The following is a 16,557-nucleotide window of genomic DNA, read 5'->3' on the forward strand; positions in this document are numbered from 1 at the left end:
GTACTGCTGCGAATGTTAACTGCTCAATGCGAGGTCACGCCGCTGCATGGAAGGCATATGGCGCCGTCAGGTTGCTTTCCAGATAAATGAACCTGCCTGCCCCCCTTTCCGCTACTTCAGTCGACCAGCGCCGCCGCCTCACGTCCCTGCTGGCGGATCAGGGCTTCGTCGCGGGCCTCGTTGATCGCCTCGCGCACGCTGTCGATGTCGGCCAGACGTTCGTCGTGCTCGAACGTGCCGGTGAGTTCGGTATCGGGCTGCAGCGTGCCGGCCTCGAACAACGCCCACATCTCCTCGCCGTACCAGGTGTCGAGCAGCTCTGGCGCCCAGCGTCCGAGGCTCGCCGTGAGATTGTTGACGTCGCGCAGCAGCATGCGGCGCGCGGCGTTGTTGCCGGCGGCACTGACCACCTGTGGAAAATCGATCACCACCGGGCCATCCGGCCCGACCAGCACGTTGTATTGCGACAGATCGCCGTGGATCAGGCCGCAGCACAGCATCAACACCACCTGCCGCACCAGCACCGCGTGGAACGCGCGCGCCTGCTCCGCGGTGAGCTCGACCTCCCCCAGCCGCGGTGCCGAGAAACCATCGGCATCCGTCACCAGTTCCATCACCAGCACGCCGTGGTAATAGCCATGCGGTTCGGGCACGCGCACGCCGGCGTCGCGCAGCTGGTACAGCGCATCGACCTCGGTGTTTTTCCAGGCGGTTTCCTGCTGCTTGCGACCGTACTTGGTCGCCTTGCCGATGGCGCGCGCCTCGCGGCTGCCACGCACCTTGCGGCCTTCCTGGTACTGCACGCGCTGCTGGAAGCTGCGCTGCGCCATGTCCTTGTAGACCTTCGCACAGCGCACATCGTCGCCGCTGCGCACTACGTACACCGCCGCTTCCTTGCCGCTCTTGAGCGGCCGCAATACCTCGTCGATGACGCCGTCGTCGATCAGCGCCTGCAGCGCGGTGGGGGTCTTCATGGAATCCTGAATAAAGGTCGCGGCGCGGGCGGCGCGGACCGGGGCGGCATTCTCGCATCCGCGCGCGGTGCGAGGGCCCCTAGGAGGCGCCGGGTGTGGGGCGATTCAGGCACCTGACTTGGTTCTAGGAGCGCTTGGCACGAGAAGAGCCGACTCTGACCTGCGCTTCTTAAGAGAACGCCCGCTTTGCAGCGGGCGCTCCGGGCTATGACGCTGGACGAATTACTTAACGAAGATCGAGGTCACCTGCGAGCCCAGTTCGGCCCCGTTGAGATCGATCATCTGGCCATTCTTCCAGATGACGGCCTTTGGCCGCTGGTTGACGTTGTTGTTGATGCTACCGCCCACGTAGACGTCGTAGCCGCGCACGTACACGGAGGTGGCGACGGCGCTTTCGTTTTCCAACGACAGGTCAACGCCTGAGGTGTTGATCCACAGCTTGGCGACGTACTTGCCGCTGGGCCGCAGTTCCCAGCCGACGGAATAAACCCGCGTGCCGACCACGAACATCCCCGTCACCGTGGCCTGGTTGTTGTTGCTGGGCAAGTACACGCTATTGAACATCACCCCGGCCGGCGGCGCTGCGGCCGACGTGGTGCCCCATGACGTCGACCGGTAGGCGTAGGTCGCTCGAAGAGGCAAAGGCGATCCTGGCATCGGGGCTGCACCACCGACATACAGGTTGGACGTCGTGGCGAATACCGTGTTGATCTCCGCAAGCGGGCCATTGCTCGCAGTCAGCGAGACGCCATTGACCCAGATCTCCGGCGATCCGTACGGCGTGGTAGGACCTCCTGACGTGTCGTAGCTGTGGTTGCCTACGGTGTAGGTCACACCGTTGCGGACATAGATGCCCTTCGCCGTGCCCCGGTAGGAGCCAGGATTGAGCGGCAGCAAGGTTTGCACGCCGTTCTTCCATTGAATGGGCTTCATCTCCGCAAAATTGCCTTGCGGTCCGGAGACGCCCAGCTTGTCGGTGAAGCCGGCGGTGTAGAGGTTGCCGTTGTCGATGGCGAGGCCGTACGCCCCGGCGAACGAGTTGGCGTAGGTGCTGGAGATGCTGGGGATCTGACTGAAGATCTCGCCGTTCTTCCAGACCATCGCCGAGGATTCGGCGGCCATCGCGTTGTTGGTGGTGACGTTGGCCGTACCGGCCACGTACACATCGGGCTCGCCGGTTTCGAAGTTGTCGACCACGACGATCGCGTTGGCGTCCCTGGCGCCAGTGTTGTAGCTGTTCACCAGCGGCGGCAGGTCGGTCCTGACGCCGTCCACCCACATCACGGCTTGCCAGTTCGGGGTGTAGGCGACGCCGGCGGCGTACACCTTCGGTTGAGGCACCGGATCGCATGGATCGCATGGGCCGACCGGTGTGAGGGCGAAGGTCGGAAGCGAAAGCGCGGACAGCACCAGCAGGTACGCGAGGGACCGCGGATAAGATTTCTTCATTGTTGCCGTATTTCCTTTGGTTGGCAGACGCAGCCATCATTGCCGCGCACGCGATCCTACGTCGCTGTTGCAGCACAGCCATCCGCCAAGAGACGGCTTGTAATTTCTCTGGATTTCGAATCCGGGGGCGCGCAAATAAAGATCGACGGGCTTGAAAATGCAGACTGCCCCTTGCTAGAGATGGATAAAACGAAGCCCGCTTTCGCGGGCTTCCTTCCTTCTTCAAGAAAAAGTCGACTGTGACCCCTGTTTCCGCTGTCGCTTAACGTAATGCGGGCCTTCGCTGACCGTCGCCCGCATATCCTCTTTAGTGCCGTCTGGCAGTAGGCAGGAGATCGAATCATGAGCACGCGAACCAATGACCCGGACCGTTACAAGGACGAACAACGCCATCAGTGGGATGGCGTTGCCGCTGGCTGGAATACATGGTGGCCGCTCATCGAGAGCGGTGCCCGAGGTGTAAGCGAACGCATGATCGAGCTTGCGGGAATTGGCCCCGGCCATCGCGTATTGGACATTGCCACCGGCATTGGCGAGCCCGCCCTGCTGGCGGCAAGCCGTGTTGGTCCCGCAGGACGTGTCGTAGCGACGGATATTTCCTCCCGCATGCTCGATATCGCCCGAGAAAGAGCAATGGCATCGGGGCTGACGAACGTGGAGTTCATGGAAGCGGATGCAGAGCGACTGTGCTTCCCCGACGGCAGCTTCGACGCCATTCTCTGGCGCTGGGGGCCATCTGATCTGACGGATCCGTCGAACGCGTTGGTCGCTATACGACGCATGCTGCGCCCCTCTGGCTCGTTCGCCGGCGCGGTCTGGGAAGCGGGACCGAGAGCCCGCCCCTTGGCGAGCCTTGCGAGCGACGTCACCCGGGAGATGTTCGATCTACCAGCGGAGAGCGCAGCAGAACCGTCTTCGCCGGGACATTCGCTGGAAAGACAGATGCGTGATGCCGGGTTCCTGGATGTTCGTGTCGAAGAGGTGTCGCTGACCCTGCAGTTCGCGTCCACCGATGACTGCACCCAGTACCTCGTGGATGTTTCGCCTGCCTTCGCTGCGCTGCTTTCCGACAAGACGCCACAGCAGCTGGCGGAGTTTCGGCACAGGCTCGCAGAAAAGCTTCAGCGGCACACGCAAGCCGAGGGGGGAATCCGGATTCCGAATCTCACTCTTTGTGCGGTGGGGCGGAGGTGATGGCCCGCGCCCTGGTCCGAAACAGGTCAGAGTTGGCTTTCCAGCAGGTGCACCCTGCCCCCTGTCTTACGCCCCTTCAATCGCGCCTGAGATTGCGCGCAGCCGCGGTCGCGGCCTGCAGGACGCGGATGTACGCCACGCGGGTCTTCGGCGCTTGGCCTGCAGCGGCCTCCAGCCCCTCGATATACGACGCCACCAATGCCGACGCGTTGTGCTGGTCGCCCAACTCGCCCATCGTCTTGGCCACGGCATCGCGCAGATGCCAGTCCACGTTCACGCCCTGCTCTGCCTTGGTGGCGAGGTCGACAACGCGCAGCAGATGCGGCGTCACGAGACCGACGACGGTGGCTCTCATACATTCAATCCTGCTTTCGGAACGCCGCAAGGTTAACGCAGGGGGCGTGGAGTGAAAACCGGCAGCAGCCCCTCCGACGTGCCTGCCGGACCGATCAAGGTCGGACGCCTGAACTCAAAAGGGCGAATCAAGAGGGTCGAGGGCATTTACGAGAAACGGATAAATGAACCAGCCCCTTTACTCGGAGCTATTCGTCTTTCCGATCAAAGGAACTTCGCGACGCCCAGCTTCAGCCCCTTGCCCGGCAGCGCCATCAGCGTCGAGGTCCCGTGCGCAACCAGTTCCCCGGCTGCGTCAAACACGCTGGCTTCGGTATAGCTGAGCTGTCGGCCCGCGCGCAGGCAGCGCCCTTCGGCGTATATGTGTCCGCCGGCCACCGCCTTGAGGTAGTTGAGCTTCAGGTCAACGTTCACCAAGCCAGCGTCCTCCGGCAAGCGCATGAATCCGGCCCAGAACGTCGCTGTGTCGATCAGCGTGGCCAGCACGCCGCCGTGCACGATGCCGAACGGCTGCATGTGGCGCTCGCCCAAGGCGAGCTCGATCCGGCAGCGGTCGAACGCCAGTTCGGCGATGGTCATGCCGATCAAGTGCGGATAGGGCGCGTCGTGGACGCTTTGTTGGATAGCGGCGACGTAGGCGGGATTAGGGGTCATTGGCGAGTCTTCGTAGCAAGTCAGTCTCTGGCGGGCGGAAAGTCGACTCTGACCCCTTGTTCTTGGACGCTGCCCCCTGTTTCAAGCTTGCCCTTCTCCCCGCAACGCGGGGAGAAGGTGCCCAGAGGGCGGATGAGGGGCGCTTTTGCTCCCGCCTTCAAAAAGCACAAGGTCCGCGATAACGCATGCCTTGTGGGTGGGTTCCTACTCCGCAAAGCGCGGAAACGCCGGCAGCTTTCCAATATCACGGGGATCGTGCTGGATGATCACGGTCGCATGGAGGTTTCGGGCAATGGCCTTGAAACGGTCCAGCGAAGCGAGCGAATCGGCCCGGTTCGCGTTCCAGATCGGAATGCCGTTGCTCTCATAGTTTTCATGGAAGTGCGACACATCGCCGGTCAGCAGCAAGTAGCCAGTCTTCTCGAGCTTGACGAGCAAGCCATGGTGTCCCGGCGTGTGCCCCGGCAGACTGACCATGATCACCGTGCCGTCGCCGAACACATCCTTGCGATCGCGGGTCAGCAGTTCCACCTTGCCGCCGCCCGAAATCCAGGGCGCCAGCCGCGCGCTACGCATCGCGAACTCCTTGGCATCCATGCCATTGGGCGGCTGTTTTGCACTCAAGAAATCCCAATCGCCCTTGCCGATCAACAGCGTGGACTTGGGGAATGAAGTGGCCTGCCCCGTGTGATCCAGATGGTGATGGCTGATACCCACATAGTCGACCTTGTCGACCGGAACCCCGATGCGCGCCAGCAGATCCACGAGCGGAACCTTGGGAGCTTCGGGCGCGCCATCCAGCGCATTGCCCGTGTCCCAGAGCATGTAGCGGTCGCCGTGACGGATCAGATAGCAGCTGTACGTGAGCGGCAACTTGAGATCCGGATAGGCGAACGTATCGGAGAACGAAGCCACACTTACCGGCTGCGGCTCATTGCCGCAGTCCAGGCGCGCCAGGGCCACCTTGGCTACGTTTTCTTTGGCTACGGCAGACGAAGTGGCCAGTGCTGCAAGCAACAGCGTGCGCGCGAGAATTTTGGTGGTGAACATGAGGGTCTCGACAAAGGCGATAGACAGAGCTGGATTGTATGGCGGCGCAGCGCAGGCCTATCCATTTGCGAGACAGGGGCTAGCTGCTTTCGAAAAAGGGGACGGAGGTAATTAGCCTCGCTTAATTACCTCCGTCTCCTTTGATCGTACGGCCGCCTAATCCGGCACACCTTCGCGCAGCACATCGCCCACCTGTATCGCCACTCCCTCGTGGTCGAGCCTGGCCTTTGCAATGGTGACGCGTGGATGCATGACCTTCTTCAGCAGTAGGATCAAATCGTCCGGCGTGCGCAGCCCGACAATAACGCGCCTAATTCGGCGATGGATCTCGTAGTACTCATTTTGGCCGACAATGCGGTATTCCTGCTCGTACTCCCAGTGCATCGTCTTGCAGGAGAGAACCTGTTCAGGTGTTGCGCCGGCCAGAATAGTTGTTCCGAACTTTGGCAGATCGCTGAAGTACTCAACTCGGCGAACATCATCCTCAGCGCCCGTGAAGTCAATCTCAATTGACACACCTCGATGGCTGTCAGCGTAGAGCGACCACATGCGAACATCTGTCAGTGTTGACGACAAACTGCACACACGGGTTCCGCCTGGTACAAGCAATTCTTCGACGTTGTGATAACCAATCCGCGAATGACGAAGTGGCGCAGGCGCGCTGCTCGGGAAGCCTAAGTTCCCAACATTTGCATATCTGACAATGCTGCGAAACTGACCTTCAAAAGGGTCATTGAGCTTGGAGTACGTTTGGCAATAAAGGCGCTCATGGACGGCAATGTCGAGTAAATGTAAAAGCTCGCTTGCACCTTTGTACTTGTAAAGAAGCATCAACTATCGCCCCTCACGATCCGCGCCGACCTCGAGCCAATCAGGAGCGGCAAGCAGCTCGCCCCTGATCCCTGCTTTGACTAGAGTTTTCTGCCGTTCACGCAGCGCCTGGAGCCCTCTGAATTGACTTGGCTGGGAGACGCATAAGTTCCACAGCGCTACTGAAAAGTCTTGATGCTCGTTCAAGAACTTTTCTCGCTCATTGCTGCGACAGAACTGATCTCCGTGGGGGATAGCCGCGAGAATCATCGCCAAGTAATCAACACCATCTTCAACTACATAGCTGGTACCCAGCCGATTCAAAAGAATTGTCAAAAGGTCCTTCTTTCGCACGCCGGTGAAAAGCGGGCTCTTCGGAGACGTCAAGAGGTACCTGGCGCCAAAGTTCTTTTCTCCAGAGCGCAGTTGCTTGACCTGGCCGGCCGTCTTCAAGAACCCAAGAGCTGCATCAATAGCCCCATCCTCGACCGCAGCTTGCAGCTCAGCTCGAAAATCAGCTTCGAGTTGTGCTTGCCGCTCGCCCCAAATCCAATCCGGATCAGCCCATGGCCGAATGACCTCATATATCTGCATCGGCATGTTCAAGCTCCGGGCGAAGCCAACTAGCAAACGTGTCTCTTGCGCCCTAAGTTCCGGCTCCTCCGGATTCGCGTTGAAGTGCCGCCACTTAGCGGCAATACCATGCAAGCGCTGCCAAAAACTAAGACGATCTTCCCGATCAAAAAGTTGATCACCGGAATCTATAAACGACTGCCCAGCCAAATCCAAACAATCGGAAGCTTCTTGCATCAACGACAGGTGAGCCTTACCGCTCTCAGCGTTGGCGGCACTTTCAAGAACCATTGCATAGTAGCCGAGCAATGACTCGCCAAATTCGTGCGCGACCGCCCTGTCGGCCTGTAGTGACCTAGCAGCCATTGTGGAAACAAGCGTCCCGATACGTGCAGGACCCTTATCGGACCGCCACTCTTTTAGGAACTGTTTGAACTCGCCCCAAGTCAGTGAGTGCGGCGAGATACCGAACATTGCATGATAGCGAAGCCCTTCCCCAATCATGGACGGCACTGCCTCCGACCACGCCAAGACAAGTTTCTCCACACGTTCTTTTCGATCGCTCAGCGAATGCTTCTCGACCAGCTTACTCACACCATCCGCCTGAGCCCTCTCTCGCTCCTCCTTATCCAGGAGAGCCCAATGCAGCCACCTTGACTCGTCAGATTCCATGTCCATCGACATGTTCAACAGGTCGCTCGCTAAACCCTCACTTTCAAGACGCAGAAGGGCAAACAAGATCGCTATCTGCCAATTAATCTCTCCAATCTCATGCCGCTCGGCTTCCGATCGGCTAATGGCCAACATCCGACCCAAGAGCTTTACCTTTCGCGGATTCGACGGAAGCGACGAAGAAATGGCCCGCAGCGAGTCAACGGGCACGAACGGACACAACTTTGCGAATTGATCTTCAGCAAGCCTCTGAACTTGACTTGCCAATGGCGATGGCAACTCGAATGGAAAGTCGATGATCTTGTTTAGAAAGTCTTCTCCGCCACCTATCCAAGCAGCGTTGTATGCGGCGAGAGCTTTTACTATCACGGGTTTGTCAAACGCGAGCACGAAGGTGAATCGCGAATAGTCGAGCAGATCCCGGAGAGCCAGCAACAGTTTCGGAATGACCGCCGGATCAGCCCTATCAAGGTCATCAATGATGACGATGACACGGCGATCACCCAGAACGTCAGCCATTGCAGTCACATCCTTCTTCGTGACCTTGAGATGTTTTTGGATAAGCTCCGAAGCAAAGTCGGTGCCAATTGAAACGCCTGGCGCCTTCAGATTCACTGCCTTCCCGCCAGCCTTGACTGCACTTGCCAAAATGGGCGCATATCTACGAGCAAGATACGCAAAACTCGCGGACCGGCCGATGCTTGTCCTAGCTCGCCTGAGCCCATCTCGCAAAGCCTTGGAAAATCCACGCCAAACTTCATCATCTGAAGAAGCGCCCCATGACGTGTAACGAATAACCACGTTCCCTGCTTCAGCCTGCTGCTTGGCGAGAAAGTTTAGAACCGAGGTCTTGCCCTCCCCCCACTGCCCGTACAACCCAATTCGCGTTGACCACGCCAAGGGCGAAGACTGGATTGCGCGGGAAATTGCGGTCGCAACAGGCCAGCGATTGTATTGATCGTCCGATTTGTAGAAGACGGGCGCGTCATGACCTGAAGCCACGCCAATGCTGTCTGTAGCTTTCATTCCGTTGCTTGCTCCGAGCCTAAAATTGCCAAATTCACCTTGCGAACTGACACGCTGTCTGGTGATAGAGACTTAATTGGAGTACTCATAGTCGTCTCTCCATTGACTCAAACAAGAAGAGACCGACTCAACCTCTTCGCTCCAACTCAGCCCGCCTCTCACGACTGATCGCCTCCGGCTCACGCAACGGCCGCCCACCAGCATCGAAGAACGGCGAGGCACGCTCCCGCTGCAGCCGCGCACCGAGGACCCCGGCGAGGATGCGCAAGCCGCCCGTTACGAAAGCGAGCGGTGTGGACTTCACCGGTGCAGTCGCGGATTGGGTGTTGAGCACGATGCGATTACGCGGGCCGAATGCCGCGTCCACCACCTGCGGCGTGGCGTCGAAGCAGGTGGTCACCATGCCCACGTAGGGCGCGCTCGGTGTGCGCGGGGTGTTGCCCAGTGGGGTGCGGCAGCAGGAGGCGTACCAGCGCAGTAGGCCTTTGGGGCTTAGCGACATGCACGCGATGTGTTCGGTGCCGGCGGTGAAGTGGACGGCGGATGGGGCGGTGGGGACTACGTCTGTGCCGCCGCTTTCATCGAGAACACCGGGGACGGCGAGGAAGTTGGCGAAGGCGCGGCAGTCTTTGCAGTAGCAGGTTGCGCGGGTGTAGGCGCGGGTTGTTTCTAGTTCGCCGCGGACTTTGCCGCAGTGGCAGCGGAGGGGCAGCTTCATTGGTGGGGCACGTCCTGGAATGTGCGCTGTTGGGAGTTTCCATTAGTTGGGGGCAAAAGCAAAAGCGGCCCCTCATCCGCCCTGCGGGCACCTTCTCCCCGCTTTGCGGGGAGAAGGGAAATGCCATGTTTCGGGCACCTTCGTGCACCTTCGCGATGAAGCATCGCCAGGTAGACGGATAAAACGAAGCCCGCTTTCGCGGGCTTCGTCGTCTTCAATCAAATCACCAGATCCGCACCCGCTTCTCCGGCTCGAGGTACATCGCATCGCCCGGCTTCACGCCCCAGGCCTGGTACCACGGGTCGAAGTTGCGCAGCGGGCCATTCGCACGGTACTGCGACGGTGAGTGCGGGTTGGTCTTGATCAGGTTGAGCAGCGCCTGCTCGCGGTACTTGCCCTTCCAGATCTGGCCCCACGACAGGAAGAAGCGCTGTTCGCCGGTCAGGCCGTCGATCACCGGGGCGGGCTTGCCGCCGAGGCTGAGCTGATAAGCGGTGTACGCCATCGAGATGCCGCCGAGGTCGCCGATGTTTTCGCCCATCGTCAGCGAGCCGTTGACGCACTGGCCTTCAATTGGGCAGAAGGCGTCGTACTGCGCGCCCAACGCCTTGGTCTTCGCGTCGAAGCCGGTGCGGTCGGCATCGGTCCACCAGTTGCGCTGGATGCCGGCGTAGTCGGACTTGCTGCCCTGGTCGTCGAAGCCGTGGCCCATTTCGTGGCCGATCACGGCGCCGATGCCGCCGTAGTTCACGGCCGGGTCGGCGTTGAGGTCGAAGAACGGCCCCTGCAGGATCGCGGCCGGGAACACGATCTCGTTGAAGGTCGAGTTGTAGTAGGCGTTGACGGTCTGCGGCGTCATGAACCACTCGTCGCGGTCCGGCTTGGTGCCGATGCGGCGGTTGGTGTCGTTACGCTCGTAGCGACGCATCTCCATCACGTTCGCCATCAGGCTGCCGGGGACGATCTTGACGCTGCTGTAATCGCGCCACTTGTCCGGGTAGCCGACCTTGGGACGGAAGGTGTCGAGCTTGCGGTAGGCCTCGGCCTTGGTGGCCTCGCCCATCCAGTCGATCTTGGCGATGTTGTTGCGCAGCGCGGTGCGCAGGTTTTCCACCAGCTGCTTCATCGCGGCCTTGGCCTGCGGCGAGAAGTGGCGTTCGACATAGATCTTGCCCAGCGCGTCGCCCAGGCCATCGGTGTCACCGACGAGGCCGACGCCGCGCTTCCAGTCTTCGCGCTGCGCCTTCTGGCCGTTCAACACGGTGCCGTTGAAGGCGAAGTTGGCATCGTCGATCTGCTTGCTGAGCAGCGGGGCGTTGCCGCGTACGGCGTGGAAGGTCAGGTAGTCGCGCCACACGGCCAGCGGGGTCTTCGCGATCACGTCGAGCACCGGCTGCACGGCGCTGGGGGTGAGCACGTTGATGCGGTCCGGCGTGGGCATGCCTTGCGCCTTGGCCTGCGCGGCCCAGTCGTAGCCCGGGTACTGCTTGGCGAGTTCGGCGAAGGTGGAGACGTTGTAGGTCTTGTCGCGGTTACGCAGCTGCGCGCGTTCCCACATCGGCTTGGCGAGCTCGGTTTCGAGCGCGAGGACGGCTTCGGCGCGCGCCTTCGAATCCTTGATGCCGGCGAAGCCGAGCATGGTCTGAATATGCTCGACGTACGCCTTGCGGATGTCGACGAAGCGAGCGTCCTGGTTGAGGTAGTAGTCGCGGTCCGGCAGGCCCAGGCCGCCGACGCGCAGGCCGATGAGGTACTTGTCGGGGTCCTTGCGGTCGAGGTCGACACCGAACCCTACCGGCGCGTTGGTGCCGTCGAGGTCGGTGTTGCCGAAGGCGGCGATGAGGCCGGCGTTGTTCTTGATCTTGGCGATGCGGTCGAGGACCGGCTTCAGCGGCTGGATGCCGGCGGCATCGCGCGCGGCGCGGTCCATGTAGCTGGCGTAGTAGTCGCGCACTTTCTGCGCTTCGCTGCCGGCGGCGAGATCCTTGCGCTGCTGCAGTTCTTCGATGATCGCGTGCACCTGCGCTTCGGACTGGTCGCGCAGCATGTTGAAGGAGCCGTAGGAGGTCTCGTAATCCTTCAGCTCGTAGCTGTCGAGCCAGTGGCCGTTGACGAAGCGGTTGAAGTCGTCGCCCGGCTTGATCTTGGTGTCCTGCGCGGTGAGATCGACGCCGAAGCTGCCGAGTTGCGGTTTGGCTTTGGAGGGTGCGTCGGCGGCGTAGGCCGACGAGACGGTCAGCGTGGCGGCAAGCGCCAGGCTCAGGGTCAGACGTGAAGGCTTCATGTGGTGCGGTTTCCCCGGTGTAAGGGGGCCGAGACTAGCGTGCGGGATGGGCGGGTGTCGTAGGCCGATAGTCTGGGTTGGGGGTTGGGGCGTGGAAGGACGGAGTTGGCAAAGTTCGATGCGCGGGGGTATGGGCTGAAGTGTTAAGCGGTCTACTTGTTGTGCGCCCTGCCCTATAGAGCAAAAAGCGCCCCTCATCCGCCCTCCCCTCAGCGGGCTATCGCCCGCTTCGACCTTCTCCCCGCACGCGGGGAGAAGGAGAAGATCTCCCTCGCCCCGCTTGCGGGGAGAGGGACCGCGTTGCGCAGCAACGCAGGGTGAGGGGTGTGGCGAGGAGGTAGCAAAAGCTGCCCCTCATCCGCCCTTCGGGCACCTTCTCCCCGCTGTCGCGGGGAGAAGGGCGAGGCGTGTTGTTTAGCTTTGCTTCCAGCAGGGCCTTACCAAACCTCGCAGCGATCCGCTTCCGGACGCACCATCGCATCCGTGGCCTTGCACTGGAACGCCGCGCGGAACTCCGGCAGGTTCGAGAACGGGCCGTTGACGCGGTACTTCGCGATCGGGTGTGGGTCGCCCTGGATCATCGTGCGCTGGGTTTCCAGACGCGTTTCATCACCACGCCATTGACCCCAGGCAATGAAGAACTGCTGCTCGGGGGTGAAGCCGTCGATGGTCGGTTCCGGGCCCTTGCCTTCGCGTGACTTCAGGTACGCGCGGTAGGCGATCTTGGCGCCGGCGAGGTCGCCGATCGATTCGCCCAGTACCAGCTTGCCGTTGTGGTGCACGCCCGGTTCGATGAAGTAGCCCTCGAACTGCTTCACCACGCACATCCCCTTGGCTTCGAACTTCTTGCCGTCCTCGGGCGTCCACCAGTTGGACAGTCGGCCCTGTGCGTCGAACTGCGAGCCCTGGTCGTCGAAGCCGTGGCTGATCTCGTGGCCGATGACCACGCCGATCGCGCCGTAGTTCACGGCATCGCTGGCGTTAACGTCGAACGCGGGCGGTTGCAGGATACCGGCCGGGAACACGATCTCGTTCTGCAGCGGGTTGTAGTACGCGTTGGACGTCGGCGGGGTCATGCCCCAGCGGCTGCGGTCGGTCGGCTTGCCGACCTGGCTCCGTACGTCGGTGACGTTCCAGCGCGAGGCGGCGAGGACGTTGTCGAAGGCCGAGGCGCGCGAAACGACCACGCCCTTGTAGTCCTTGAACTTGTCCGGATAACCGAGCTTAGGGAAGAAGGTCGAGCGCTTTTCCAGCGCTTTCTTCTTGGTCGCTTCATCCATCCAGTCGAGTTCGCGAATGGTGTCGTCCATCGCGAGCAGGATGTTCTTCACCATCTCCTGCATCTTCGCTTTGGCTTCCGGCGGGAAGTACTTCTCCACATACTTCTGCCCGAGCGCTTCGCCGAGCTGCTGGTCGGTGAGTTCGGCGCAGCGCTTCCAGCGCGGCTTGATCTCGGTGGCGCCGGTGAGGAACTTGCCGTTGAAGGCGAAGTTCTCTTCGACGAAGGGCTTGGACAGCGTATCGGCAGCGTTGTTGAGCACCTGCCACTGCAGGTAGGTGTGCCAATGCGCGATCGGGGTCGCGGTCAGTTCCTTCCCGACCTGTTGCATGAACTTCGGCTGCCGGACATTCACCGCGTCGTGCGGCATATGGGCGTCGTCGAAGTACTTCGCCCAGTTGAAGCCGGGCGCGACCTTGGACAGATCGGCGAATGCGGTCAGGTGGTCCTGCAGCTTGGGATCGCGCTGTTGCACGTTGTCGAAGGAGGCTTCGGCCAGGCGCTTTTCGAAGGCGAAGACGGTTTCGGCGTTCTGCTTCGCCTGCGCCGGCGCAGTGCCGGCGAGCTCGAAGAGCTTCGCCACATGCTCTACGTATTTCGCGCGCGCTTCGACGAAGCGCGGCTCGGGCTTGAGGTAGTAGTCGCGGTCCGGCATGCCCAGGCCACCGGCGTAGATGTCCGCGATGGTTCTGGTTGGGTCGTGCATGTCTTCGCCGGAGTAGACGATGAAGGGCACGAAGACGCCCACGTCGTGCAGCTTGCCGATCACGCGCTGCAGGCCGGCCTTGTCCTTGATGGCGCCGATCTCGTTGAGCCAAGGCTGGACCGGCTTGCTGCCGAGCGCGTCGATGCGCGATTCGTCCATGCACGCGGCGTAGAAGTCGCCGGCGAGCTGACCCGAGCTGCCCTTGGGCCAGTCGGTGCGCGCGGACAGTTCGGTGAGGATGTCGCGGACGTGTTCCTTGTTGACCTCGCCGGACTGCCAGCGGCGACTCCAGCGGTCCATGTAATCGGGAATCGGGTTTTCCTTGCGCCAGTTGCCGTTGGCGTAATCGAAGAAGTCGGTGCAGGCGTCGGCGCCGCGGTTCATGTCTTCGGGATGGATGCCGTGCACCGCGCCAGCGGAGGCCGAAGCGGCCGCGGCAAGCAGCACGACGGAAAGACTGGACTTGATCACGAGGATTCCTTCCTGGGCTGTGGTGGCGGCGACTATAGCCACAAGCCCATTCGCGCAACCGTCCCACAGGTACTGCCTGAGCCATTCACGGTCGAGGACCGAAAAACCAACGCGTGCAGCGCCGTACCTCTAGAATAGTGAATCTTTCCGACCGGCCTCAGCAGCCAGGGACCTCATGGCACTCAAGGCCACCGTCATCAAGGCCGAGTTGCAGGTCAGCGACATGGACCGGCACTACTACGCTTCGCACAACCTCACCCTGGCGCAGCATCCGTCGGAAACCGACGAGCGCCTGATGGTGCGGTTGCTGGCTTTCGCGCTGTACGCCGATGAGCGGCTGGAGTTCGGTCGGGGCCTGAGCGATGAGGACGAGCCGACGCTGTGGCGGCATGACTACACCGGCGAGATCGAGCAATGGATCGAGCTGGGCCAGCCGGACGAGTCTCGCATCCGCAAGGCATGCGGCCGCTCGCAGCAGGTAGTCGTGATCACCTACGGCGGTCAGGCCGCCGACGTGTGGTGGAACAAGAATGCCGCGGCGCTTGCGCGGCAGAAGAACCTGACAGTCATCGACATCGCAGCGAAGGACGTCGATGCGATCACCGTTCTGTTCGATCGAGGCATGCGACTGACCGCAATGATCCAGGACGGCGAACTGCAGCTGATGGATGCCGAGCGCAACATCGCCGTGCGGCCGACCGTACGTATGGGTTCGACGACCGTGACGTCCGCTTGACCGAGGGTTGAGCCGCAGTCAGGAGCGGCCACGTTCCATGCTGCGCACGGCCTAGCGGGGATTGGCCTCGAATCCGAGTGCCATCGGTAAGGGGCGACCGTTCTTTTTCGTCAGCCGGGACAACCATTCATCCGAAGAGGGCCGCCCACGGGAGCAGGTAGGGTGAATCGCCCCCTCTTCCCGTTTACTGTATCCCGGTCATGGAAGGCGCCGCCCTGGTTTGATCGCCCGCTCCCTTCCCTTCCGATGCCCACTAGCCCGCATCTGCCCGTCGCCGAACTGCTGGACCTGCTGCTCGACGCCGTGTGCGTGGTCGATGAGCAGGGTCGGTATCTGTGGGTCAATGCGGCTTACGAACGCATCTTCGGTTACAGCGCGCAGGAAGTACTGGGCCGACAGATGATCGACCTGGTGCATCCAGGCGACCGCGAACGCACGCTGGATGCCGCGCGCGAAATCATGGCCGGCGATTCCAAGTTCCACTTCCAGAACCGCTACGTCCGCAAGGACGGGCGTGTGGTCCATATCCAGTGGTCGGCAAGCTGGTCCGAAGCCCATCGCGTGCGCGTCGCCGTCGCCCACGACATCAGCGAACTCAAGCGCGCCGAAGCGGTGCAGACGGCGCTGCTGGAAATCTCGGAGGCGGCCCATGCCGAATCCGACATGCCATCGCTGTTCCAGCGCATCCACCGCATCATCGACGGGCTGCTGCCCGCGGTGAATTGCTTCGTCGCGATGCGTGATGCCGATCGGGACAGGGTCGTGTTCCCCTACTTCGTCGACGAACACGACTCGGCACCCGCGGCACTGCCGCTGGACATGCATACGCTGTCCAATCATGTGATCCGTACCGGCGAGCCGCTGCTGCTGACTCCCGAAACCCGCCCCGCCTTGCCCGGACACCTGTATTCGGTCGTCGGGCACGAATCGATCGGCTGGCTGGGCGTACCGCTGACCACGGCGGGCGGCGTAATCGGCGCGCTGGTGGTGCAAAGCTACGACAGCACGACACGCTACACCGCGCAGGACATGCAGCTGCTGCAATTCGTGTCGGCGCAGATCGCGGCGGCCATCGAGCGCACGCGCAACCGCGCCTGGCTGGCCTACCTGGCCAACCACGATGCATTGACTGGCCTGGTCAACCGCAGCCATTTCAACGACACGCTCGAACGAGCACTGTCGGTCGCGCAGCGCGACCGCCAGCTCATGGCCGTGTTGTACCTGGACCTCGACGGCTTCAAGCGCGTCAATGACCTGCACGGACACGCCCTCGGCGATTCGCTGCTACGCGAAGCCGGCGAGCGCATCCGGCGTTGCGTGCGACACACCGACACCGTGGCGCGTCTGGGCGGCGACGAATTCGTGGTGCTGCTACCTGGTATCGGGCAGGCTTCCGTCGCCTTGAATGTAGGCGAGCAGATCCGTGCGGCACTGGAACAGCCCTACCAACTCGAAGGCCACGACATCGAGATCAGCGCCAGCATCGGCATGGCGCTGCATCCAGACAATGGCGCCGAGCGCAAACCGCTGCTGCAGCACGCGGACAGCGCGATGTATGCGGCCAAGCGTTGCGGTGGGAATCGGCTGAGTACGGCCTAGGAAATTCG

Annotated in this window: 13 protein-coding genes; 3 read left to right on the forward strand and 10 right to left on the reverse strand. The window is 61.7% G+C overall.

From position 1 onward, the window contains the following. Positions 1-116 precede the first annotated feature (116 nt). Both ACYVGK_RS08520 and ACYVGK_RS08525 read right to left on the reverse strand, forming a co-directional pair. The gene (locus ACYVGK_RS08520) at positions 117-974 is read right to left on the reverse strand and encodes a PA4780 family RIO1-like protein kinase (RefSeq protein WP_460732933.1); all 858 of its coding nucleotides are present in this window, start codon (positions 972-974) and stop codon (positions 117-119) included. Positions 975-1,196: 222 nt separating this feature from the next. Beyond that, complete coding sequence (locus ACYVGK_RS08525; RefSeq protein ID WP_460732934.1) at positions 1,197-2,423, reverse strand: hypothetical protein; 1,227 nt, start codon at positions 2,421-2,423, stop codon at positions 1,197-1,199. Positions 2,424-2,765: 342 nt separating this feature from the next. Between ACYVGK_RS08525 and ACYVGK_RS08530 the strand changes: the two genes are divergently transcribed. Then, on the forward strand, positions 2,766-3,617 hold the full coding sequence (locus ACYVGK_RS08530; RefSeq protein WP_460732935.1) for a methyltransferase domain-containing protein: 852 nt from the start codon (positions 2,766-2,768) through the stop codon (positions 3,615-3,617). Positions 3,618-3,693: 76 nt separating this feature from the next. Here the strand turns inward: ACYVGK_RS08530 and ACYVGK_RS08535 are convergent, their stop codons facing one another. The 8 genes from ACYVGK_RS08535 to ACYVGK_RS08570 all read right to left on the reverse strand — a co-directional run bounded on the left by ACYVGK_RS08535 (position 3,694) and on the right by ACYVGK_RS08570 (position 14,214). Then, positions 3,694-3,972 carry a hypothetical protein gene (locus tag ACYVGK_RS08535; RefSeq protein ID WP_460732936.1) on the reverse strand — a complete coding sequence of 93 codons (279 nt, stop codon included), beginning with the start codon at positions 3,970-3,972 and terminating at the stop codon, positions 3,694-3,696. A gap of 203 nt (positions 3,973-4,175) precedes the next feature. Further along, positions 4,176-4,625 carry a PaaI family thioesterase gene (locus tag ACYVGK_RS08540; RefSeq protein WP_460732937.1) on the reverse strand — a complete coding sequence of 150 codons (450 nt, stop codon included), beginning with the start codon at positions 4,623-4,625 and terminating at the stop codon, positions 4,176-4,178. A gap of 204 nt (positions 4,626-4,829) precedes the next feature. After that, positions 4,830-5,675, reverse strand: a complete 846-nt coding sequence (locus ACYVGK_RS08545) for an N-acyl homoserine lactonase family protein (RefSeq protein WP_460732938.1) — start codon at positions 5,673-5,675, stop codon at positions 4,830-4,832. 156 nt (positions 5,676-5,831) lie between these two features. Then, positions 5,832-6,506: a DUF2971 domain-containing protein gene (locus ACYVGK_RS08550; RefSeq protein WP_460732939.1), complete on the reverse strand. Its 675-nt coding sequence runs from the start codon at positions 6,504-6,506 to the stop codon at positions 5,832-5,834. A 3-nt stretch (positions 6,507-6,509) separates the two neighbouring features. Further along, complete coding sequence (locus tag ACYVGK_RS08555) at positions 6,510-8,756, reverse strand: KAP family P-loop NTPase fold protein (RefSeq protein ID WP_460732940.1); 2,247 nt, start codon at positions 8,754-8,756, stop codon at positions 6,510-6,512. Positions 8,757-8,883: 127 nt separating this feature from the next. Then, entirely contained in the window at positions 8,884-9,474 is a 591-nt protein-coding gene (locus ACYVGK_RS08560; protein WP_460732941.1) for a DUF6151 family protein, read from the reverse strand. A 223-nt stretch (positions 9,475-9,697) separates the two neighbouring features. Next, entirely contained in the window at positions 9,698-11,758 is a 2,061-nt protein-coding gene (locus ACYVGK_RS08565) for a M13 family metallopeptidase (protein WP_460732942.1), read from the reverse strand. Between the two features lie 437 nt (positions 11,759-12,195). Further along, on the reverse strand, positions 12,196-14,214 hold the full coding sequence (locus tag ACYVGK_RS08570) for a M13 family metallopeptidase (protein ID WP_460732943.1): 2,019 nt from the start codon (positions 14,212-14,214) through the stop codon (positions 12,196-12,198). A 175-nt stretch (positions 14,215-14,389) separates the two neighbouring features. Between ACYVGK_RS08570 and ACYVGK_RS08575 the strand changes: the two genes are divergently transcribed. Both ACYVGK_RS08575 and ACYVGK_RS08580 read left to right on the forward strand, forming a co-directional pair. Then, entirely contained in the window at positions 14,390-14,950 is a 561-nt protein-coding gene (locus tag ACYVGK_RS08575; RefSeq protein ID WP_460732944.1) for a YaeQ family protein, read from the forward strand. A gap of 246 nt (positions 14,951-15,196) precedes the next feature. Then, positions 15,197-16,549: a sensor domain-containing protein gene (locus tag ACYVGK_RS08580; protein WP_460732945.1), complete on the forward strand. Its 1,353-nt coding sequence runs from the start codon at positions 15,197-15,199 to the stop codon at positions 16,547-16,549. The last annotated feature ends 8 nt before the right edge of the window (positions 16,550-16,557 follow it).

Source organism: Lysobacter tyrosinilyticus, from assembly GCF_054779815.1.

What these genes read in the sequence shown, in the direction of transcription:
- ACYVGK_RS08575 (WP_460732944.1), top strand. Translation starts at nt 14,390, where the DNA reads ATGGCACTCAAGGCCACCGTCATCAAGGCCGAGTTGCAGGTCAGCGAC.
- ACYVGK_RS08545 (WP_460732938.1), bottom strand. Translation starts at nt 5,675, where the DNA reads ATGTTCACCACCAAAATTCTCGCGCGCACGCTGTTGCTTGCAGCACTG.
- ACYVGK_RS08540 (WP_460732937.1), bottom strand. Translation starts at nt 4,625, where the DNA reads ATGACCCCTAATCCCGCCTACGTCGCCGCTATCCAACAAAGCGTCCAC.
- ACYVGK_RS08565 (WP_460732942.1), bottom strand. Translation starts at nt 11,758, where the DNA reads ATGAAGCCTTCACGTCTGACCCTGAGCCTGGCGCTTGCCGCCACGCTG.
- ACYVGK_RS08555 (WP_460732940.1), bottom strand. Translation starts at nt 8,756, where the DNA reads ATGAAAGCTACAGACAGCATTGGCGTGGCTTCAGGTCATGACGCGCCC.
- ACYVGK_RS08580 (WP_460732945.1), top strand. Translation starts at nt 15,197, where the DNA reads ATGCCCACTAGCCCGCATCTGCCCGTCGCCGAACTGCTGGACCTGCTG.
- ACYVGK_RS08560 (WP_460732941.1), bottom strand. Translation starts at nt 9,474, where the DNA reads ATGAAGCTGCCCCTCCGCTGCCACTGCGGCAAAGTCCGCGGCGAACTA.
- ACYVGK_RS08525 (WP_460732934.1), bottom strand. Translation starts at nt 2,423, where the DNA reads ATGAAGAAATCTTATCCGCGGTCCCTCGCGTACCTGCTGGTGCTGTCC.
- ACYVGK_RS08520 (WP_460732933.1), bottom strand. Translation starts at nt 974, where the DNA reads ATGAAGACCCCCACCGCGCTGCAGGCGCTGATCGACGACGGCGTCATC.
- ACYVGK_RS08530 (WP_460732935.1), top strand. Translation starts at nt 2,766, where the DNA reads ATGAGCACGCGAACCAATGACCCGGACCGTTACAAGGACGAACAACGC.
- ACYVGK_RS08535 (WP_460732936.1), bottom strand. Translation starts at nt 3,972, where the DNA reads ATGAGAGCCACCGTCGTCGGTCTCGTGACGCCGCATCTGCTGCGCGTT.
- ACYVGK_RS08550 (WP_460732939.1), bottom strand. Translation starts at nt 6,506, where the DNA reads ATGCTTCTTTACAAGTACAAAGGTGCAAGCGAGCTTTTACATTTACTC.